This window comes from Flavobacterium panici, from assembly GCF_903819335.1.
GTDB lineage: Bacteria > Bacteroidota > Bacteroidia > Flavobacteriales > Flavobacteriaceae > Flavobacterium > Flavobacterium panici.
In genome coordinates this window covers 22,037-42,463 of sequence record NZ_CAIJDE010000039.1, presented here as the reverse complement: position 1 = coordinate 42,463, position 20,427 = coordinate 22,037, and the positions used below count along the sequence as shown (strand labels likewise).

20 protein-coding genes and 1 riboswitch are annotated in these 20,427 nt (G+C 33.7%); of the genes, 14 read left to right on the top strand and 6 right to left on the bottom strand.

The window, feature by feature from the left end; translation table 11 throughout:
- The first annotated feature begins 91 nt into the window (after window positions 1-91).
- Window positions 92-192: riboswitch (SAM riboswitch) on the top strand.
- A 279-nt stretch (window positions 193-471) separates the two neighbouring features.
- From FLAPXU55_RS10200 to metQ, 6 genes are all read left to right on the top strand, one after another.
- Window positions 472-1,461 (top strand): TlpA disulfide reductase family protein, encoded by a 990-nt coding sequence (locus tag FLAPXU55_RS10200; protein ID WP_180857558.1) that lies wholly within the window; start codon window positions 472-474, stop codon window positions 1,459-1,461.
- Window positions 1,462-1,660: 199 nt separating this feature from the next.
- The gene (locus FLAPXU55_RS10195; RefSeq protein ID WP_235992021.1) at window positions 1,661-3,133 is read left to right on the top strand and encodes an aminotransferase class V-fold PLP-dependent enzyme; all 1,473 of its coding nucleotides are present in this window, start codon (window positions 1,661-1,663) and stop codon (window positions 3,131-3,133) included.
- 186 nt (window positions 3,134-3,319) lie between these two features.
- A complete protein-coding gene (locus tag FLAPXU55_RS10190) occupies window positions 3,320-4,309 on the top strand; it encodes an NADP-dependent oxidoreductase (RefSeq protein ID WP_180857556.1) in 990 nt (329 codons plus the stop codon).
- A gap of 532 nt (window positions 4,310-4,841) precedes the next feature.
- A complete protein-coding gene (metN, locus tag FLAPXU55_RS10185; RefSeq protein ID WP_180857555.1) occupies window positions 4,842-5,873 on the top strand; it encodes a methionine ABC transporter ATP-binding protein MetN in 1,032 nt (343 codons plus the stop codon).
- Window positions 5,866-6,519, top strand: a complete 654-nt coding sequence (locus FLAPXU55_RS10180; protein ID WP_053472747.1) for a methionine ABC transporter permease MetI — start codon at window positions 5,866-5,868, stop codon at window positions 6,517-6,519. The genes metN and FLAPXU55_RS10180 overlap by 8 nt, the downstream gene beginning before the upstream one ends.
- A 46-nt stretch (window positions 6,520-6,565) precedes the next feature.
- Window positions 6,566-7,378, top strand: a complete 813-nt coding sequence (metQ, locus tag FLAPXU55_RS10175) for a methionine ABC transporter substrate-binding lipoprotein MetQ (RefSeq protein ID WP_180857554.1) — start codon at window positions 6,566-6,568, stop codon at window positions 7,376-7,378.
- 143 nt (window positions 7,379-7,521) lie between these two features.
- Here metQ and FLAPXU55_RS10170 read toward each other — a convergent pair whose 3' ends face one another.
- Window positions 7,522-8,190 (bottom strand): response regulator, encoded by a 669-nt coding sequence (locus FLAPXU55_RS10170; protein ID WP_180857553.1) that lies wholly within the window; start codon window positions 8,188-8,190, stop codon window positions 7,522-7,524.
- A gap of 100 nt (window positions 8,191-8,290) precedes the next feature.
- On the opposite strand from FLAPXU55_RS10170, the gene FLAPXU55_RS10165 reads away from it, so the two are divergent.
- The 8 genes from FLAPXU55_RS10165 to FLAPXU55_RS10130 all read left to right on the top strand — a co-directional run bounded on the left by FLAPXU55_RS10165 (window position 8,291) and on the right by FLAPXU55_RS10130 (window position 15,947).
- Window positions 8,291-8,524 (top strand): hypothetical protein, encoded by a 234-nt coding sequence (locus FLAPXU55_RS10165; protein ID WP_053472744.1) that lies wholly within the window; start codon window positions 8,291-8,293, stop codon window positions 8,522-8,524.
- 108 nt (window positions 8,525-8,632) lie between these two features.
- Window positions 8,633-10,660: a tetratricopeptide repeat-containing sensor histidine kinase gene (locus tag FLAPXU55_RS10160; RefSeq protein ID WP_180857552.1), complete on the top strand. Its 2,028-nt coding sequence runs from the start codon at window positions 8,633-8,635 to the stop codon at window positions 10,658-10,660.
- Between the two features lie 158 nt (window positions 10,661-10,818).
- Window positions 10,819-11,421 (top strand): murein L,D-transpeptidase catalytic domain-containing protein, encoded by a 603-nt coding sequence (locus FLAPXU55_RS10155; protein ID WP_180857551.1) that lies wholly within the window; start codon window positions 10,819-10,821, stop codon window positions 11,419-11,421.
- A gap of 252 nt (window positions 11,422-11,673) precedes the next feature.
- Complete coding sequence (locus FLAPXU55_RS10150; RefSeq protein WP_053472741.1) at window positions 11,674-12,510, top strand: STAS domain-containing protein; 837 nt, start codon at window positions 11,674-11,676, stop codon at window positions 12,508-12,510.
- A gap of 16 nt (window positions 12,511-12,526) precedes the next feature.
- The gene (locus FLAPXU55_RS10145) at window positions 12,527-12,925 is read left to right on the top strand and encodes an STAS domain-containing protein (RefSeq protein ID WP_053472740.1); all 399 of its coding nucleotides are present in this window, start codon (window positions 12,527-12,529) and stop codon (window positions 12,923-12,925) included.
- Complete coding sequence (locus FLAPXU55_RS10140; protein ID WP_053472739.1) at window positions 12,906-13,322, top strand: anti-sigma regulatory factor; 417 nt, start codon at window positions 12,906-12,908, stop codon at window positions 13,320-13,322. The genes FLAPXU55_RS10145 and FLAPXU55_RS10140 overlap by 20 nt, the downstream gene beginning before the upstream one ends.
- On the top strand, window positions 13,315-14,328 hold the full coding sequence (locus FLAPXU55_RS10135; RefSeq protein ID WP_053472738.1) for a SpoIIE family protein phosphatase: 1,014 nt from the start codon (window positions 13,315-13,317) through the stop codon (window positions 14,326-14,328). Before FLAPXU55_RS10140 ends, FLAPXU55_RS10135 begins: the two co-directional genes overlap by 8 nt.
- Before the next feature lie 2 nt (window positions 14,329-14,330).
- Window positions 14,331-15,947, top strand: a complete 1,617-nt coding sequence (locus FLAPXU55_RS10130) for a sensor histidine kinase (protein WP_180857550.1) — start codon at window positions 14,331-14,333, stop codon at window positions 15,945-15,947.
- Between the two features lie 55 nt (window positions 15,948-16,002).
- On the opposite strand, the gene FLAPXU55_RS10125 is transcribed toward FLAPXU55_RS10130, so the two are convergent.
- From FLAPXU55_RS10125 to FLAPXU55_RS10105, 5 genes are all read right to left on the bottom strand, one after another.
- Window positions 16,003-16,815: an SDR family NAD(P)-dependent oxidoreductase gene (locus tag FLAPXU55_RS10125; protein ID WP_180857549.1), complete on the bottom strand. Its 813-nt coding sequence runs from the start codon at window positions 16,813-16,815 to the stop codon at window positions 16,003-16,005.
- Between the two features lie 125 nt (window positions 16,816-16,940).
- Window positions 16,941-17,528, bottom strand: coding sequence for a TetR/AcrR family transcriptional regulator (locus tag FLAPXU55_RS10120; protein ID WP_053472735.1), 588 nt, complete (start codon window positions 17,526-17,528; stop codon window positions 16,941-16,943).
- Between the two features lie 96 nt (window positions 17,529-17,624).
- Window positions 17,625-18,107: a cupin domain-containing protein gene (locus tag FLAPXU55_RS10115; protein ID WP_053472734.1), complete on the bottom strand. Its 483-nt coding sequence runs from the start codon at window positions 18,105-18,107 to the stop codon at window positions 17,625-17,627.
- Window positions 18,108-18,191: 84 nt separating this feature from the next.
- A complete protein-coding gene (locus FLAPXU55_RS10110; protein ID WP_180857548.1) occupies window positions 18,192-19,652 on the bottom strand; it encodes an FAD-binding oxidoreductase in 1,461 nt (486 codons plus the stop codon).
- A 26-nt stretch (window positions 19,653-19,678) separates the two neighbouring features.
- Complete coding sequence (locus FLAPXU55_RS10105) at window positions 19,679-20,416, bottom strand: Dabb family protein (protein WP_180857547.1); 738 nt, start codon at window positions 20,414-20,416, stop codon at window positions 19,679-19,681.
- Between the last annotated feature and the right edge of the window lie 11 nt (window positions 20,417-20,427).

Here is a 20,427-nt window from a genome sequence, read left to right as displayed (position 1 = left end):
TTTTTCAAATAAAATTCAAAAAAAATAATTTTAAACACTACTAATTTGGTAGAATTAATATATATTTGTATCACAGAAAAATTCTGAATGATACTTATCCAGAAAGACTGAGGGAGTAGGCCCTATGAAGTCTTAGCAACCTGTTACCAAATAAGGTGCTAAATCCTTCCCGTCTTGCGGGACAGATAAGAAAGATTGTCGCAAATCTGAATAAGATCATCATTGTTGAAATTATTTATTTTTTAAAATGAAAACCAAACTACATTTTTTACACGACAGTGACGAACTTTTGAATTCAATCTTCGAAGAATATAGTCTTGCTGGTTTCCGAATGCGAAAGCATTAAATTCTCTCTCATTTCTTTTTAAAAATCATTTGCTAAAAGCCTTTATAAATTGGCTTAAAGGAATTCTTTTGTCCCAATATTAAACGATAATAAAAATCATATCATCACCTTAAAATCAAAATAAAATGAAAAAAATACTATTAGGTTTTGCCTTATTTCTTGGAGTTGCACAAACTCAGGCGCAAGAAAATAATTTACAGTTAAAAGGAACTGTTGTCGATACAGTTGCGCAATATGTGTATTTGCAAAAATTCCACAATAAAATGTTTACCACTATAGATTCGGTAAAAGTGAAAGACGGAAGTTTTAGTTTTAAAACTAAAGTTAAAACGCCAGAATTATACGGATTAAGTGTAAACACTGATGATTCGCCATTGTATATTTTCCTTGAAAAAACGCCAATTACAGTAAAATTAAGCCCGAAGAAATATTATACAAGTTCTGTAGTTGAAGGTTCTGAATCTCAGAATTTATTCGATGCCTATAAAAAATCAAAAGATGTAGAAATCAGTAAGTTCATTACAGAAAATCCTAAATCTATTGTTTCGGCTTATGTATTGTACAGAAACTGGTCGTATAGATTAACGCCGGAACAAATCACTCAAAACATTGCTTTGCTGGATAAAAGTCTGCAAAGTACCACTTACGTGAAAGAACTAAAAGAACTGGTTACTGTTTTAGACGGATTAGCGGTTGGTAAAAAAGCCCCAGATTTTACTGCTAATGATCCGCAAGGTAAACCAGTTCGTCTTTCAGAAAACTTAAATGGATATACTTTAGTTGATTTTTGGGCTTCATGGTGCGGGCCTTGCCGTAGAGAAAATCCAAATATTGTAGCGGTTTACAAAGAATATCATGACAAAGGATTTAACATCGTAGGCGTTTCTTTAGATAAAAAGAAAGAAAACTGGATAAAAGGAATTCAGGATGATAATTTGACCTGGACTCATGTTTCTGATTTACTTTTTTGGAACAGTGCCATTGCTAAATTATATGGTGTAAGAGCGATTCCCGGAAATTATTTAGTGGATTCAAAAGGAATAATCGTTGCGAAAAACCTTCACGGAGAAGAATTACAGACTACACTTAAATCACTTTTAGGACAGGCAAATTAATTTTTTTAAACACATAGAAACATAGATTATATTCTAAATAAGAGATTTAAAAAAATCTAGATTTTCACACATAGTCCCGATAGCTATCGGGATTAGTTAAAACAAGTGAAACGCCTTTTACCACAAAGAAAAACTATGTTCCTATGTGTTTAAAAAAAACAATCAATAATAAATTTAGTTAATTAAAATGATAAAGGAAATGAATGCTATTGAGACAACAACAGAACCAATTGAATTGGAGTGTTACTTCTCTAAATTTAGAGAAAATACAATAGGAGTAGATCACCGTTTTAAATCCGTTTACGGAAATCAAAACCTGCTTTATGCAGATTGGGTTGCCAGCGGAAGATTATACGCTCCAATTGAGGATATTATGCTCCATAAAATTGGTCCAATGATTGCCAATACGCATTCACTTTCTAGTCAGACAGGAAAGACTTCAACGCACGCTTATCAATATGCGAGAGATATAATTAAGAAATCAGTAAACGCAAATACTTCTGATGTTTTGGTGACTACGGGAAGCGGAATGACTGCCGCTTTATCAAAACTGCAAAGAATAATGGCTTTGCGAACGAATGATGAAAATGATAAACCAGTTGTTTTTATCACGCACATGGAACATCATTCGAATCAGGTTTCGTGGTATGAAACTAATGCCGATGTTGTGATTTTACCACCAGATGAAAATAATTTAGTTGATCCCAAAATTCTTTCGGAAGAAATTAAAAAATATGCTCACAGAAGCTTAAAAATAGGTTCGTTTACGGCTTGTTCAAATGTTACGGGAATTATTACGCCTTATCATGAATTGGCTAAAATTATGCATCAAAACGACGGACTTTGTTTTGTTGATTTTGCAGCTTCGGCACCGTATGTCAAAATCGATATGCACCCAAAAGATCCGGAACAACAGTTAGATGCTATTTTCTTTTCTCCGCATAAATTTTTAGGAGGGCCGGGAACCTGTGGTATTTTGGTTTTTAATGAGAAATTGTATAAATCTGAATTTCCGGATAATCCGGGCGGCGGAAATGTAAAATGGACCAATCCTTTAGGCAGATATTGTTATAGCGAGGTCATAGAAGTTAGAGAAGATGGCGGGACACCAGGCTTTCTACAAGTAATAAGAGCTGCTTTAGCTTTAGAATTAAAAGATAAAATGGGAGTGGCAAACATCAAAAACAGAGAAAAAGAACTACTTGCTCTTTGTTTTTCAAGACTCCAAAAAATAAAAGGTTTGTCAATTTTAGGAGATTTAAAAACAGAAAGAATCGGCTGTGTTTCTTTTATAATCGAAGATATTCACTATAATTTAATCGTAAGGCTTTTAAATGACCGTTTCGGGATTCAGGTTCGCGGAGGCTGGTCATGTGCAAGTACTTATGCGCATTATTTGTTTAATATAAACGAAAAGAAATCAGCACAAATTACAAACGAACTTCTGGAGAGAAACCAAAGCAATAAACCAGGCTGGGTGCGTTTGTCGCTGCATCCAATTATGACAAATGATGAACTTAATTTTATTTGCTATGCAATTGAACAAGTATCTTTACATTATAAAAAATGGAAGAAAGATTACGAATATAATTCAGTAACAAATGAATTTGAAAATCCTGAAATTAAAGAAACTATAGCTGAAGAAGTAAATGAATGGTTTAAGTTGGATTGATTTTTTTAAACACATAGAAACATAGATTTTTTTAGTTTTTATAAAAGTTGATAAAAAGAAACTAGTTTCTAACACATAGTTATGTTTGTTTAAACAAGTGAAACGCCTTTTACCACAAAGAAAAACTATGTTTCTATGTGTTTAAAAAATTAAACAGCTATACTTTTGTATAATAAAGCAATAAAAATGAAAGCAATTGTATTACAGGAAAACCGGGAATTTCAATTAGAAAATGTAGAAATTCCGCAGCCCGAAGAACATCAGATTCAGGTAAACATTAAAGCTTCAGGTTTTAATCCGATTGATTATCAAATGACGGAAGACGGATCTGAAAGAAAGCTTTTGCACTCTCCAATTCTGGGTCGGGAGTTTTCAGGGATTGTGTCTGCAATTGGTAAAAGTGTAACTGATTTTAAAATTGGTGATGCTGTTTTCTGCGGATCAGGAAGTATGGGTTTTAACGGAACTTACGCAGAATATATTTGCGTTCCCGAAGCAATTGCAGTGCATAAACCTGCGAATATTTCTTTTGAAGAAGCTGCTGCAATTCCATCAGCAGGATTAACAGCTTTGCAAGCCTTTAAACGTATAAATGCCAGCTTTTCTGATTCCATATTAATTACAGGCGCTGCTGGCGGAGTTGGGAATATGTTTGTGAAACTGCTTCTGGCAAATGGCTTTCAAAATTTTGTAGTTACAGCCGGAAATGAAAGTAGTATTAACGCATTAATTGACCTTGGTGTAAAACCAAAACAAATCATCAATTATAAAAAAGAGGAAATATACGAAGCTGCACTTTCCTTAAACGGAAATAAAAGCTTTGATATTGCAGTTGATTTGGTTGGAAACAACGTGGCAGAAATTGCTGCAAAACTTTTAAAAACCAATGGAACTTATGTTGATGTAACCAATTTTTCTACTCAGGAATCGCGAGGAATTCTTTTTAGTAAAGGTGCGTCAATTTTAAACATCTCCAATTATGCCTACGGACTTGAAAAACGTTATGACTATTACAAAAACGGATTGAATGAGCTAAGGTTACTTTTGGATCGAGAAAAAATTACGCCACCTGCTATTTTAGTAGTCGGAGAATTAGAAATAAATACAGTAGAAAACGCCCATAGAATACTTCGTGAGAATAAAACGGAAGGAAAAAAGTTAATCATGAAAATTTAGATTTTTTTTCACGCAGATTCTGCTGATGTTTAACCGCAAAGTTTTTTGCCTCCCGCAGATTCTACAGATTTGGCAGATTGATTAATTTTTTTTGCAATAAATTCAGAAAAATAATCTGCTCAAATCTGCCAAATCTGCGTGAAAAAATCTTTTTAGTCCTTTTAATCTGTGGCAAGACTGGCGATAATCTGTACGGAGTTTCTAGTGCGATTCCTCGTTCCTCGGAATGACAAATTGGTCGTTTACACCAAGCAGAGAAGCTTTAAATCAAAGCAATCGTTATAGTAATCTACTATTTTGATAGGTTAATAAAAGTTTTAATGGTTTTTATACTAAAATTAAAATTATCTGTTTAAATTTGCAGCAACAATGAGAAATAATGGCCAGAAAATGAATAATTATTATAGCTGCAGCATGATGTGCTGGGATGCTTTATGATTGTTTGGCTTATATATAAATGATATTATTTATTTCAAAAAGCCTTTCAAATAATTATGAAAGGCTTTTTTGTTTTTAAACCTGAATTGAACAAATGATTGAATTAAAAAACGTTACCAAAACTTTTCATCAAAAGGACAGAATCGTTTCTGCTTTAGATGATGTCTCGCTAAAGGTGCCGCCCGGGAAAATTTTTGGTGTTATTGGAACTTCCGGAGCTGGAAAAAGTACACTGATTCGTTGTGTAAACCTTTTAGAAAGACCAACTTCTGGAGAAATTATTGTAGATGGAAAAGCTTTGATGCAATTATCAAATGCTGAATTGGCTACAGAAAGAAGACAAATAGGGATGATTTTTCAACACTTTAACCTGCTTTCTTCGAGAACAGTTTTTGATAATGTTGCTTTCCCGCTTGAATTGGTGGGAACTCCAAAAGCAGCAATTAAAACCCGTGTTTTAGAATTATTGCAATTAGTTGGTTTAGCCGAAAAAGCAAATGATTATCCGGCAAGTCTTTCCGGCGGACAAAAACAAAGAGTTGCGATTGCAAGAACTTTGGCAAATAATCCTAAAGTTTTATTGTGTGATGAAGCTACAAGCGCATTAGATCCAGCAACAACACGTTCAATTTTGAATTTATTGAAAGACATTAACCGTCGTTTAAATATTACCGTTTTATTGATTACACATCAAATGGAAGTCGTAAAATCTATTTGTGATGAAGTTGCGGTAATCAGCCACGGAAAATTAATTGAGCAGGGAAGTGTAGGCGAAATTTTTGCTGATCCAAAACATGAATTAACAAAAGAGTTTATTGCTTCTTCACTTCATTTGGAAATTCCAGACGTTTATCAGGAGAAATTACAAAAGGCAGATAACGGAAGCTTAAATCCGTTATTAAAGCTTGAAATGACCGGAAAATCGGTAAATGAACCTGTAATTTCAGAAGTTTCAAGATTATTTGATACCAACTTCAAAATTGTAAGCGCCCAAATGGATCAGGCCGGAGATGTAAACTTTGGCGTTATGCTGATCGAATTATCAGGGAAACGTGAGAACTACGACGCTGCCATTCAATATTTTATTTCAAAACACATTAAAACAGAAATCATAGGTTATGTCTGATTCTATTATCGCTTTATTATTAAATGGAACCTGGGAAACTATTGTTATGACTTTTGTGTCTGGCTTTTTTGGTTTCCTAATCGGACTTCCAACGGGAGTTTTACTTTTTCTTACCCGAAAAAATCAAATACTGGATCAGCCGGTTTTAAACAGAACTTTATCGGTTATTGTAAACGTTTTTCGTTCCATTCCGTTCATTATTTTAATCGTTTGGATGATTCCGTTTACACGTGCTATTGTTGGAACTTCTATTGGAGTAAGTGCTGCTTTAGTTCCGTTAAGTATTGGCGCGGCACCGTTTATCGCCCGTTTGGTTGAAAACAGTTTATTAGGCCTGCCATCGGGATTAATTGAAGCTGCAAGAGCTTTAGGAGCAACGCCTTTACAGATTGTATATAAAGTATTACTTCCAGAAGCTTTGCCATCATTAATAAACGCAGCATCGATTACTTTAATCACTCTTGTAGGTTATTCTGCTATGGGTGGAGCAGTTGGAGCAGGCGGTTTAGGACAAGTTGGTTATCAATACGGATATATTGGTTATGATGCCGTAACAATGAATTCGGTTTTGGCATTATTAGTCATTTTGGTTTTCCTGATTCAGTTTATTGGAGACAGATTATCAAAACATTTTGACCACAGATAAGTATCAATTAAAAAATTAGGAATTAAAAATTAAAAATAGATTTGTCATGAAAATAAATTTCTTGAAAACAGCCGGAATTTTAGCTTTATCATTGGTTTTAGCTAATTGCGGAAAAAGTAAAAACAACGATCCGCATTTTATAAAAGTTGGTGTAGCTTCCGGGCCAGAATTAAAAGTTGCAGAAGCAGCTAAAAAAGTAGCCAAAGAAAAATTTGGACTTGAGGTTGAATTGGTTTCTTTCAACGATTATGTGATTCCAAATGAGGCTTTAAGCCAGGGCGATATTGATGCAAATGCTTTTCAGCATAAACCTTATTTAGATGAGCAGTCTAAACAACGTGGTTATAAATTGGCTATTATCGGAAATACATTTGTTTATCCGATTGCCGCTTATTCTAAAAAAATAAAAAACCTTTCTGAATTGAAAAATGAAAGTACTATTATTATCCCAAATGATCCAACAAATGGCGGACGTTCGTTATTGCTTTTACAGAAAAACGGTTTATTAAAATTGAAAGATGGCGTTGGTTTATTACCTAAAGTAACAGATATAGTAAATAATCCTAAAAACTTAAAAATATTAGAGTTAGAAGCTCCTCAATTGCCTCGTGCTTTAGACGACGCTAATGTTTCGATTGCAATTATCAACAACACTTTTGCTTCTGCAGCAGGATTGGTCCCGTCTCGTGATGCCTTGTTTGTTGAAGATAAAGATTCTCCTTATGTAAATTTGGTGGTAAGTCGTGAAGACAATAAAAATGAAGAGAAGGTAAAACAGTTTTTACAGGCTTTTCAATCTCCTGAGGTTGAAGCTGCAGCGGAACGTGAGTTTAAGGGCGGCGCTGTGAAAGGATGGTAATTAATTGTAAATTATGAGTTGTTAATTGTGAATTGAACTTTCACAACTAATTATTTGATATAAAAAAGGCAGATGAAATTGTTTCATCTGCCTTTTTTATTTTATTGTGTTTTTGTTGTGGCTTCAAATCTTTCTTTTGAAGCTTATATAAGGCCCAATTGTCTCGCTTTATTAATAAGCTCCGTATCGCCGCCTTTTTCTAATAATAAATGGCTTTTAATATTTGCTTTTCGCTTTTCAATTGAACTCATTGAAAGCGGAATATGATTTGGAATATTAACGGTTTTAACGCCTTGAGATAAAAGAATTAAAATCTGACTATCGTATTCATCCCAATTTAAGTTTCTGTGCGTTAATTTCTTTTGAGATTTGATAATCTCGTCGCTGTAAATTATTTCCCCTTTTAGAATTTTTTGGCAGATAGCCGGAAAAGATTCAAAATTAACTTCACTTTTTGATATAAATCCGTCGGGAGCAATAGTTTTTATAATTCTGTTTACGATGAAGGCTTCGGTATGCATTGTCAGCAATAAAATTTTGCAGGAAGGAAGTGCTTTTCTAATGGTTATTGCCAAGTCAATACCATTAGCAATATTGAATTCTTCATAAGGCGGAAGATTAACATCCAGAATAGCAAAATCCAGTCTGGTGTTTTGTTTTTCAAGCAGCATTATCCTTTTATAGGCAGTCTCGCAATTGTATTCTTTTAGGAAGATGGGTTCAACTGTATCAAAGCAATCGTCAGACAGAAGGTTGACATAACTGTCTACCGTCATAGGATGATCATCAACAATTAAAATATTAAGTGACATTATCGTAAAATTTAAACAAAATTAAACAATCTTACGGATTTTCCGTAAAATATGCAACTTTTTTGGATGTTTTTTTGCAAAAACATAAAAATAACACACCATGAAAAGTAAAGTAATTCGTATTCTTTTTGCATCAATTTTAATGATGAATTTATCTTGTACAACTGATGATCTTGACAACCAAGATTTTAATTCATCCGAAAAAAAAAAGCTTAATAACCAAATCAGCAAAGATGAAACTGTTAACTCCAAAACAATTGACTCTTTAAAAATCAGTTATAATTTACAAGTGAGCGCTCCAGATGGAGATCCGCTAAATCCAAAAATTAAATAAAACATGTTCGACTCTATTCGCTGAAGACTATAATACTGATATTGAAGTATTATAGTCTTCTTTATTTATAATATATTTGAATTTAATTTATAAAGTATCATTTTGAGATTGAAGTCGAAAATATATATTCCAATACTTCTATTAGTAATAGTAATTTTATTAGTGTTTTATCATAGGAGAGATGAATTAAAAATTAGAAATCAAAATCAAAATACTTTTGATGCAGAATACTTTAATAAAATTTCAGGAACTGCAAAAGAGAAATATTTAGATTCGCTTGTCAATAATTTAAAGCATCTAAAAAATGACTCAGTTGTTAGAAATTTATATTTAAAAGCAGGAGAGGAATATTATTATTTAAATAATATAAAAAAATCACATTCCTCAAGCGTAACAGCTTTGAAATTATCAAGAGAAGAAAACGATAGTTCCAGAATTGCAAAATCCCTTTATTTTATAGGCGACTGCTATGAAAGTTCCCAAAAAGACAGTGCCTACTATTATTATCTGCAGGCTCAAAAAATTTATTTAAAAATTCACGACTACGACAAGTTAGGGCAAATGTATTTTAATAAAGCCTATGTTCTTTTTTATGATGGAAATTATGTAGAATGTGAGGTAGAATTAACCAAAGGTCTTGAATACTTAAAAGATTCAGATAATATAAAATTGCTTTATTCCTGTAATACCTTAATGGGAAATTGCTTAGAAAAGCTGTTTATGTACGATCAGGCTTTAAAATATCATCAACTGGCGTTGAGAAATTTAAAAGCAATGAAAAAAAATAATACAGATAGTGATGAAGTCAATAATTTCAATATTTCATCTGTAATTAATATTTGTAATTTATATGATTTAAAAGGCGATTATTCTAAATCAATTAAAGAATTAAAGCCTTTGCTGACTAAACATTTAAGAAAGAACTGGCCTCGGTTTTATGCTATTGTTTTATCTAACCTGGCTTATTCTAAAATGAAAAATAAAGAATATAAAAATGTTGAATCAATGTTTTTAGAGTCTTTAAAAATTGTTGACAGCTTAGGGTATACTTCTGACGTCATGTATAAAAAAATTCATTTAGGAGAATTTTACCTGACACAAAATGATTCTTTAAAATCCTTAAAAACTTTGCAGGAAGCTTATACCGTTTCTATCAAATTAAAAAATACCAACGAAACTTTAAACACATTAAAACTGCTAACCCGAATAGACAGCAGAAAGAGATTGTTTTATGCCAATCAATATATTGCTATAAGTGACAGCATTAACAGTATTCAAAGCAGAACCAAGAATAAATATGCCAGAATTGAATATGAAACAGTTAAGGTCGAAGATGAGAATAAAGTTTTGACTAAAAAGAACTTTTATATTTTAATTTTTTCTTTTGCCTTGTTTTTAGTCTTGTCGGCAATTTCGGTAGCTATTTATTTAAAGTATAAAAACAAAGAATTAAGATTTGTAAAACAGCAGCAAAGTGACAGCGATGAAATCTACCAGCTTTTGAGCGAACAGCAAAATATAATTAACGCCGCAAAAGAAGAAGAAAAGAATAAAATTGCAAGAGAACTTCACGACGGTGTAATGAATAAGGTATATGGTGTAAGAATGAATTTAGGATTTTTTAATTCTAAATCAGACGAAAAAACGATAGAAAAAAGAAAGCAGTATATATTTGAATTGCAGAATATCGAAAATGAAATCAGAACCATTTCGCATGATTTAAATCAGGACTCTTTTTTAGAAAGCAATGATTTCAATACGCTTTTATCCAATTTAATTAAAAGCCAAAATGAGATTAGTAAAACGCAGTTTAATTATTTTGTAGATGAGAGATTTGAGTGGGAGCAGGTTCAGAATATTTATAAAATAAACTTTTACCGCATTATTCAGGAAGCGCTTTTAAATATTCAAAAATATGCTCAAGCCTCAAAGGTTGATGTTAAAATAGATTTAATTGATAAAGATGTTTTGCAGTTATCCATTATAGATGACGGTGTTGGCTTTGATATCAATACAGTAAAAAGAGGAATTGGCTTATCTAATATAAAAGAGAGAACCAACTCTTTAAAAGGAAACTTCGAAGTAAAATCTAAACTGGGCGAAGGAACCGAAATCATAGTAACTTTTACTATTTAACTGAAAAATAGAGAGATAGAAAAATAAATCTTATTTTGTTGCTCTTCAGACTTTTAGGTGTGCTTTTTTGATTTATTGCAGACTAATTTTGCTTTGTTAATTTGACTAAAACAAATTAATGAAATTTTAGACTTTGCATTAAATTAAAAATATTTGTCATGAAAATATACAGCTTAATCTTTTTATTTTTTACAATTAGTTTTTTTGGAAATCCTGTAGAAATTAAAAATGATACTCCGCCGTTGAGTCCGGAAATGGAAAGACTTAATACTGAGCTTTTGGATGTGAAAGCGATGATTAAAAAAAATGCGGCTTATAATACAAAAATAGCCTTCTTTATTGATATGAGAATTAAATCGGGTAAAAACAGATTCTTTGTTTACGATTTAGAAAAAGATGAAATTGTAGACCAGGGTCTTGTAGCAAACGGTTTTGGTTCCGAAACGACAACCAGAGGGGAATTAAAATTTAGTAATGAACCCAATTCAAAATGTACATCTCTAGGAAAATATATTGTTGGTAAATCCTATAGAGGAATGTTTGGAAAATCTTATAAATTATCTGGTTTAGACGAAACAAACAGCAACGCAGCAAAAAGAGCTATTGTGCTGCATTCCTATTCAGCAGTTCCTAATGAAGAACAAGACTATTATATAGCAAACAGTCATGGCTGTCCAATGGTAAGCGAAGCCTTTTTTAAAAAATTAGAAAAGATAATAGACAGCTCTAAACCTAATATTATTTTACATATTTATTATTAATTAAAACATATTTAAATGGTTGAAAATTAGTCCGAATACGATTATATATTGAAAAGAGACAGCTTAAGACAGCTGTCTCTTTTTTGTTTATTATCATCTAAATTTTAACATAATTTCATGTTGTTTTTATTTGATTATTTGTTTTTAACATAATATGTTAAATTTTTTCTTTCTTCCGTTTTAGTAATTCTTTTCCCAACATCCAAATTAAAATCCTATATTTGTTTAAGAACAAATCCAAATTTAATCCTCATGCAAAATAACTTATTGAGTGGCTTAAAAGAGCACGAAAACAAATTACTAACCATATGGTCTCAACTTTTAATCGATGGTGGATCTGATGACGGAGCAGTAGAAGAAGAAGAGTCAAAAGAATTTGCTTCTCTGTTTTTAAAAGCTGCCGCTGCTGCTGAAGGTAAAATTCAGGATTCTCAGGAGTTTGAAAAAGTCGAGGATCTTATAGTTGGAATAGCTTCATCACGAGGAAAACGTGGATTTTCGCCAAGAGAAAATGCACAATATTTAATCACATTCAAAGAAGCAGCTTCTAAAATACTATCTGAATTAATAAAAGACCCGGAACAGCTTTTTGATGCAAACCTGCAGCTAAATGCAGCTTTGGATAATATGACTATTTTGACTTTTGAAGCTTTTATGCGAGGAAGAGAAGATATAATATCCAGACAAGTGGATGAAATCAGTGAAATCTCGACTCCGGTTATCACTGTTTGGGAAGGTGTAGTTGCCCTGCCGATTATTGGAACTTTAGATAGTTCGAGAACGCAGATTGTAATGGAAAATTTACTGCAGCAAATTGTAGATACAGGAAGTTCTATTGCTATTCTTGATATTTCGGGTGTTCCGGCGGTAGATTCTCTGGTGGCGCAGCATCTTATTAAAACTGTAAGTGCAACCCGATTAATGGGAGCTGAATGTATCATAAGCGGTATCCGTCCGGAAATTGCTCAGACAGTAGTACATTTAGGAATTGATCTTACGGGAATTATTACTAAAGCATCGCTTGCAAGTGCACTTAAAACGGCATTTGATATGTTGCAGCTTTCAGTTGTTAAAAGAAAAATAGTTTAAGATTTTATAAATTGATATGGAAAGAATTCCTATACTTAAAATGGGAGATTTTCTGCTTGTTACCATACAAGTAGATTTGTACGATCAACTTGCAGAAAATCTTGAATCAGACTTAATAAACACCATTAGTAAACATAGTTCAAAAGGTGTATTGATAGATATATCGGCGGTTTCTATTATCGATTCATTTATGGGGCGAATATTAGGAAACATAGCTGTAATGTCTAAAATAATGGATGCACAAACAGTCGTTGTAGGAATGCAGCCGGCTGTAGCTATTACACTGGTAGAATTAGGATTATCTTTAAACGGAGTTATAAGTGCCCTTAATGTTGAGAAGGGCATGGATCTACTGCGCTCGAAAATGCAAATAAGCGATAATGAAGAGCAGGATTATGACGACGATATCGAATAGTAAAGAAGAAGCACTTATCGTAAAAGAACAAGATGTAGTACCATTACGCAACCGGGTAAAAGAGTATGGCGTAAAAATTGGTATGAGCATTTTAAATCAAACTAAATTAATTACGGCAACCAGCGAACTTGTTCGTAACCTCCTTAAATATGGCGGCGGCGGTAAAGTCATTATAGAGTCGGTCAGTAATGGCCGTGACAATGGCGTACGCGTTACTTTTATTGATAATGGCCCCGGAATAGCCAATGTAGAACTGGCTATGAAAGACGGATACAGTACCGGTAAAAGCTTAGGCTTAGGATTACCGGGTACTAAAAGGCTTGTCAATGAGTTTGATATTAAAACAGAATTAGGAAACGGTACCACCGTAACTATAACAAAATGGAAAAATGGATAATACTTTTTCCACTTACAAGATAGACGATCGAAGTCTGATTGCTTTTATAAAAAGAGAAATACATAACCTGGCGCTTCAATTAGGATTTACGCCGCACAGAGCAGGAGAAACGGATATTATTGTAGCAGAATTAACTTCCAATCTTATTAAATATGCAAATGGCGGTGAATTGCTGTACAGGGCTAATATAGAGGAAGGGCAAAACGAAATTGAAATTTATTGCCTTGATAAGGGAATAGGATTTGAAAATGTGTCAAAAATAATGAATGACGGTTATTCGTCATCCAATACATTGGGACATGGTTTGGGCTCGATCAAAAGACTGAGCAACGATTTTCAAATTTATTCCATGAAAAACTGGGGTTGTGTACAGTACGTGAAAATTTGCGAAAAGCCGGATTTTCGTTTGTCGGATATACAAAAAGGTTTATACCATAAAGCCATAGCTTTAAATTATCCCGGTGAAAAAGTCTGCGGTGATGGTTATCATATTAAAAATCTTAAAAAAGGTTTTCAAATATTTGTAGGTGATGGTTTAGGTCATGGTGTAAATGCCCATGAAGCCGTGCAGCTTGCTGTTAAAGCATTCAAACAGTCGGTAGAATCTGATCCTGCGGAAATTCTTAGGGATATCCATTCAAAAGTAAAAAAAAGCCGAGGACTTGTTGCTACAGTAGCCACAGTAGATTATAGTTTAGAAACCTGGAATATTTGCGGTATTGGCAATATCAATACCCGAATTTACGACGGATTAGAAAACAAAACTTATACGCCTTATAATGGAATTATTGGACACAATATTCCGCGTACATTAAACAATTCGGTTGTTCCTTACAAAAAGCACCAAATTATTATCATGCATAGTGACGGACTGAGAACAAGATGGAATCTTAGCGATATGAATTCTATATTTAAACAAAGTCCAGGAATTATTGCATCAGCATTGCTTAAGGAAAATATTAGAGGTACAGATGATGCCACAATTCTTGTTGGTAAAATAATTTAGTTATGAAGGAAATCATAAAAATAAATCTGGATAACGAAATGGACTTAATACTGGCCCACAAACGCTGCATGAAAATTGCCGAAATGTGCGGTATGCCATCATCTTTCCAGACAAGATTTTCGACAGCAGTATCCGAAATAGCAAGATGCTCGATTGCAAAAGGTAAAAATTCTTTGCTTGTTTTGGGAATTAATGTTATTAAAGCAACTCAAAAAGAAATTATCGCAATCATAACAGATACTGTAGATTTAAAAAACTGCAATCCTGAAGCTTTTAATTATGCATCGAAAATTTCCGGAAATATAGAATACAGTTATTTAAACAATCAGTCTACAACGAGAATAAGCCAGCCGGTTGCTTCTCCGGGACTTCTTTCAGAAACTAAAATAAAGGGATTTATCGATTATTTTAAATACGAACCTCCTTTATCGCCTTACGATGAAATCAGAAAGAAAAATATTGAACTCATTGCGCTTTCAGAAAAACTGGCAGAAAGTGAAAACAAATACAAACAGCTCGCCAACACAATTCCTATTTTAATTTGTGTAATAAATGAGCGTAATAATGTTCTTTTAACCAATGAGTCATTAGAGCATTATCTGGAAGTTCCAATTCTTGCTTTCGACAAGAAAAACCTAAGTAATTTTATTCATCCTGATGATATTGACGGAATATTGGAAGGCTGGAAAATAGCAAAATCAAAGCGTTCTGAATTTTTAGGGGAAACCCGAATTAAATATGGTTTAAGTTATATCTGGCATTTAATTTCGATTATGCCAAACAAGGCAGAAGACGGGACTTTTAACAGCTGGCTAGTTTATTTTGTAGACATCAATGCTCAAAAAATGGTCGTAGAAACGCTGAAAGATAATACAGAATTAAAAGTAATTCAGCGTGAGTTAGAAAGTGCCAATTTAAAACTGGTTTTTAAAAATAAAGAATTAGAGCAGTTTGCCTATATTGCCAGCCACGATCTTCAGGAACCACTTCGTAAAATTATGATTATGCTTTCGCGCGCCGGGGAACATTTAAGTGAAGACCAAAGGAAATTATATTATTTTGATCGAATAACGATGGCGGCAGGAAGGCTCTCGAACCTGATTACTGATGTTCTCAATTATTCGAGAATTGACAATAAAAAACAAATATTTGAAGAAGTTGACCTTAATCAAACCCTTTCTGAAATATTAGGAGATTTAAGTCTGGTTATTGAGGAAAAAAATGCTATAATTGAGATTAAGTCTTTGCCGACAGTTTTAGGACTTGATACACAACTTCGCCAGTTATTTTATAATTTGGTCAACAATGCGCTTAAATTTAATACTGCTGTACCTGTAGTAACTATTTCAGCATCAAATATTAATGAAGATAACAACGTGTCTTCACCAGAAAATTATCATATAATTTCAATTGCCGATAACGGAATCGGAATGGACAGTCAATATTCTGGACGTATATTTGATATGTTTCAAAGATTACACGAACGCGATCAATATGGAGGAAATGGGATAGGACTAGCTTTGTGCCGCCGAATTATTGAAAACCATAACGGAGTAATCAATTTTACCAGTAAACCCGGAGAAGGAACAATCTTTTGGATTTATCTTCCCAAAAAATAAATAATAAAAAAGGCAATCAACAGATTGCCTTTTTTATTATGATAAAGAGAATTAATTATCCGTGAGCTGCAACTGAAACATCAGCCCATTCTTCCCATGTTTTTAATTTTTGCTCGTAGGTTTGTTTAGCAAATGGTAAAGCTATTTTTCCTAAAAATAAACGTAAAGGAGGATTTTCTGCTTCAACTAATTTAACGATTGCAGGAACTGTCGCGCTAACTTGTCCAAATGTGTCGGGATCGTGTCCGTCTGCAAGTGCTTTTTTGATTCCGTCGTAAGCAGGAATACTTTCGCTGTGGAATCCGTTACCCCAAATATCAGTAAAGTAACCATTTGGCTCTACTAATGAAACATTGATTCCGAATTGTTTTACTTCAGATGCTAAAGTTTCGCTTAAACCTTCAACAGCAAATTTTGAAGCATTATAAAGTCCGATAACTGGTAAAGTTGCGATTCCTAAAATAGAAGAAACCTGAATAATGTGTCCGCTTTTTTGGTTTCTCATAATTGGTAAAACAGCTTGTGTTAACCATAAAGTTCCAAAGAAATTAGTTTCGAATTGTGCTCTCGCTTCCGCTTCACTTGCTTCTTCAACAGCACCGTTTAAAGCGTAACCTGCATTATTGATCAAAATATCAATTGTTCCGAAATGATTTTTTACTTTCTCAACTATTGCAAATGAATCTTCGCGTTTATTTACGTCAAGTTTTAATGGTAAAATTGCGTCTCCGTATTTTGCTTTTAAATCGTTTAATGTATCGATATTTCTCGCTGTTGCAGCTACTTTATATCCTTTTTCTAAAAATGCTTCTGTCCAGGCTTTTCCAAATCCTTTTGATGCTCCTGAAATTAAAATTGTTTTTGACATGATTTCTTAAATTGTTAAATGTGAATTGTTAATTGTGAATGATCTTATTTTAATTGGTATTATATTTTTTGTTGATATTGTTATTTATAAAAATGACTGATCGGTCATATTTTTGATAAAAAAAATTAAATGCTGTTTTGGTCTATTAAATTTTTTAAGGTTTTAACAATGATTTCCATTTTATCATTGTTTCCGGACATTCTTGACATTAAATGTCCGCCTTCTAGCATTGCAAACATTACAGTTGCAAAATCTCCAGGTTTTAAATCAGTTTTAAATTCTCCGTTTGCTATTCCTTTTTCTACTAATCCAGAAAGCAATACTTGACCGGAACGAATAACAGTATTTACCTTTTCTTTTACTATTGGGTTTGTATCATCAGCTTCTGTTCCAAAATTCAAAAGAGGGCAGCCTCCAAAAACCGGTGGCTGCAACGGATTACTAAAAAAGTCTATATATGCAAACAACTGTTCTTTTGAAGTTTTGTATTTACTTATTGCTGTTTGAATTTTTGTGTTAAGCATTTTAATATTATGATCAACAGCCGCACAAGCTAAAACTTCCTTATTTTCAAAATGTACATACATGCTTCCTTTAGACAATTTGGTGGCTTCCATAATATCGCTCATAGAAGTAGCTGCAATTCCTTTTGTATTAAAAATAGGAGCGGCTTTTTCTATAATAAATTGTCTGGTTTCTTCACCTTTTGCCATGATAGCTTTTATTTAACGGTACAAATATATGACCGATTGGTCATATTTACAAACAAAAAGAAGATTATTTTTTAAAAAATTTCAAAATGTGCCTGTTTATGAGGGATTAGTAAGGGCTATAATTAATTTTTTGTGTTCAGGATATTGTGCAATTAAGGTATCTCGATCTCCTAAAAAGTAATTATCAGGATTAAAAGGAGGCGCCATTGATACGCCCATAAGGCTCCAGGAATCTTTACTTTTAATTCTGGAACCAATCCATGTTCCGCCCGGAATTACTTTCATTGGTTTTCCGCCTTTAGCAATATCATTACTAAAAATACAGATTTCTGATTTTGGCGTATGACCTTCCGGATATAATAAAAGCATTTCTACAGGCTTTCCCGCATAAAAATGATACAGCATATCTCCTGTAACTTTGTGCATAATAGAGCAGCGGGAATTATCCAGAAAATAATAGATCGCGCTGCAAGGAGTATTTTCGGCAGGTGGAATAGGGTAAGTATTAGCAAAATAACCGCCTTCGGTACTGTTTAACTGCAAATTAAGAAGTCTAATTATTTCAGATGCTGGTGACATAATTTTAATATTTAATTGGTTTGTTAGAAATAGTAAATCCCCGAAGATTTATACTAAAACTTCGAGGATTTGGGTTAGTAAGCCTTATACTCTGGTTCGGTTGATCGGGCTGATATCTGTTAATTCTTTTGTTGGATTAAATGGCGAACCAACGCTTTGCTGGAAATTAAAATAATTGTTTGGATCTACTTTCTTTTTAATTTCTAAAAGGCGTTTGTAATTGCTTCCGTAATATTGTTCGGTCCAGTTGTGCTGTAGAGGATCAATGTAGTTTACATAAGCCCCTGTAGCATTTCCAGCATCAGATAATCTTTCGAAAAATTCATACGCCCATTCTACATTTTTCAATGTATCTCCAGGTTTATCTAAATCCCAGATTGCTTTAACTTCCGGAATAAAACGGCTGTTCCTGTGTACGTATGCTGTAGCGTCTGAGGCAACATTTTCGATTGCACCTCCGGCATGTGTCCAAACGGCAAAACTTTCCGCAGACGGAGCTTTACTCATCGATTCTATAATAACCTTTGCTACTTTATTATTCATTCCGCCTTCTGGAAGAACCGTAGAACGGATGTAGGAACTTCTTCCGGCAACTCTTGTCGTGTAACCGTTATAAAATTCCCAGGCCGGAAGTGTCATATTAAACAAATCGGCATTAATTGGTTTTAGTTTTAAAAGTCCCTGAAGATGTTCAATTCCTTCGGCGCCGTCACCATTAAAAACCGGAGTTAAACCCAGCACTTTTACATTGGTCACTTTGTCGATTAGGTCTTTTTGATTTCCCATAAAACCATAAACGGCCATTGCGTCTGGAACATCTTCAACCCATTCGTTGTAATAACCTAAAACATCTTCGGCCATTTCTAACGGATATCGAATTTGCCCCACTAACATTTTTTTGCTTAAAGGTTTACGAACTCTCATTTCCATTTCGACTACAATTCCAAAGTTTCCGCCACCGCCGCCAGAACAAGCCCAGAAAAGATCAATATCTTCTGCAGATGTACTGTGCAGACCAATATGACGTAATTCACCGTCTGGAGTAACGATTTTTAAACTTTCAAGATTATCAATACTCATTCCGTAGGAACGTGAAACAAAACTATAACCACCGCCAAGCATAAATCCCGGAGGCGCAACAGTAGGGCAGCCGCCGCCAACAGGAATTAATCCTGTATTAGTTAACTGCATGAACTTGTAAACATCGTACCATATTACGCCCATTTCTGCCGTAACGGTTTCTTTTTTAGGATCGAATGTAATTCTGTTTAAATTTTTCATTGCAATTACAACACCGCCTTCATTCAGGCAATAACCGGCAGCACTGTGTCCGCCGCCTTTTATGGAAAAAGGAAGATCGTTTGTAATGGCAAATTTTAAACCCAGTCTCACATCTTCAACTACGGCCGGAAAAATGATTAAACGCGGTCTGAACTGAATTCGGCCGTTATCAATTTTTATAACATCTTCATATTCTGAATCGCCGGGCTGAAGCACATAACCGCTCAGCTCACGAACTAATTCCTGAATTGCTGTTTCTATCATGATTTTTAGTTTTTGGGATTAATTTTTTATCTGGTAAGCGAATACACTTTTGATTGATATTTTATGTAAGAATCAAAAATGTACGTGTTGTCAATCATTCCGGCTGTTGCAGGAAAAAAATCTTCGTGCTTTTTGCTTGTCAGATAATCATCGTACGCTTTTTTACTTTCGTAGATAATAGAAACCGCAACATCAAAATTTCTAACAGAAACATTTCGTTTAATGTCGGTTAATCCTCCAGTTGAAAACTGCTGAATTCCCGGATGTCCTGATAAATATTCTACACAGATATCCGTAAATTTTTTAATGTTTTCCGGAGATTTATCTTTTAGAGAGAAATACAAGTCATGAAACATACTTTGCGGATAGTTTCCATCGGCACCAATAGTTTGCGGTTCTGAAGAATTTCCTCCAATAATAAGATTGGTTACATAATAATCCATAACACGTCTTGTTGTGCCCGGAACCCATCTGTTTACATCAATTACGAACTGATTATGTGCAGAATCATTTCCGTTATAGACATTAAAAGCATCTTCGTTTGCAAAAAGCTGATGCATGGCAATGTCATAATTAAGATCATTTTCAGGACGGATCATATCATCGGCTCGAACGCCAATCCAGAAAGAAATCATTCCAACAGATTCAGAAAGATATTGTCTTGCTTCGGCCATATAGGCTTCTACAATACCTTGCGTATTACTTGTACCCAGATTGAAGTACGTGCTGTGCAGCAACATGGGTGCGTTATTTGAATTTTCCATTTGAATTTCTT

Bases quoted from the DNA above. Each gene is read 5' to 3' on its own strand.
- FLAPXU55_RS10200 (WP_180857558.1), top strand. From the start codon at position 472: ATGAAAAAAATACTATTAGGTTTTGCCTTATTTCTTGGAGTTGCACAA.
- FLAPXU55_RS10195 (WP_235992021.1), top strand. From the start codon at position 1,661: ATGAATGCTATTGAGACAACAACAGAACCAATTGAATTGGAGTGTTAC.
- FLAPXU55_RS10190 (WP_180857556.1), top strand. From the start codon at position 3,320: ATGAAAGCAATTGTATTACAGGAAAACCGGGAATTTCAATTAGAAAAT.
- metN (WP_180857555.1), top strand. From the start codon at position 4,842: ATGATTGAATTAAAAAACGTTACCAAAACTTTTCATCAAAAGGACAGA.
- FLAPXU55_RS10180 (WP_053472747.1), top strand. From the start codon at position 5,866: ATGTCTGATTCTATTATCGCTTTATTATTAAATGGAACCTGGGAAACT.
- metQ (WP_180857554.1), top strand. From the start codon at position 6,566: ATGAAAATAAATTTCTTGAAAACAGCCGGAATTTTAGCTTTATCATTG.
- FLAPXU55_RS10170 (WP_180857553.1), bottom strand. From the start codon at position 8,190: ATGTCACTTAATATTTTAATTGTTGATGATCATCCTATGACGGTAGAC.
- FLAPXU55_RS10165 (WP_053472744.1), top strand. From the start codon at position 8,291: ATGAAAAGTAAAGTAATTCGTATTCTTTTTGCATCAATTTTAATGATG.
- FLAPXU55_RS10155 (WP_180857551.1), top strand. From the start codon at position 10,819: ATGAAAATATACAGCTTAATCTTTTTATTTTTTACAATTAGTTTTTTT.
- FLAPXU55_RS10150 (WP_053472741.1), top strand. From the start codon at position 11,674: ATGCAAAATAACTTATTGAGTGGCTTAAAAGAGCACGAAAACAAATTA.
- FLAPXU55_RS10145 (WP_053472740.1), top strand. From the start codon at position 12,527: ATGGAAAGAATTCCTATACTTAAAATGGGAGATTTTCTGCTTGTTACC.
- FLAPXU55_RS10140 (WP_053472739.1), top strand. From the start codon at position 12,906: ATGACGACGATATCGAATAGTAAAGAAGAAGCACTTATCGTAAAAGAA.
- FLAPXU55_RS10135 (WP_053472738.1), top strand. From the start codon at position 13,315: ATGGATAATACTTTTTCCACTTACAAGATAGACGATCGAAGTCTGATT.
- FLAPXU55_RS10130 (WP_180857550.1), top strand. From the start codon at position 14,331: ATGAAGGAAATCATAAAAATAAATCTGGATAACGAAATGGACTTAATA.
- FLAPXU55_RS10125 (WP_180857549.1), bottom strand. From the start codon at position 16,815: ATGTCAAAAACAATTTTAATTTCAGGAGCATCAAAAGGATTTGGAAAA.
- FLAPXU55_RS10120 (WP_053472735.1), bottom strand. From the start codon at position 17,528: ATGGCAAAAGGTGAAGAAACCAGACAATTTATTATAGAAAAAGCCGCT.
- FLAPXU55_RS10115 (WP_053472734.1), bottom strand. From the start codon at position 18,107: ATGTCACCAGCATCTGAAATAATTAGACTTCTTAATTTGCAGTTAAAC.
- FLAPXU55_RS10110 (WP_180857548.1), bottom strand. From the start codon at position 19,652: ATGATAGAAACAGCAATTCAGGAATTAGTTCGTGAGCTGAGCGGTTAT.
- FLAPXU55_RS10105 (WP_180857547.1), bottom strand. From the start codon at position 20,416: ATGGAAAATTCAAATAACGCACCCATGTTGCTGCACAGCACGTACTTC.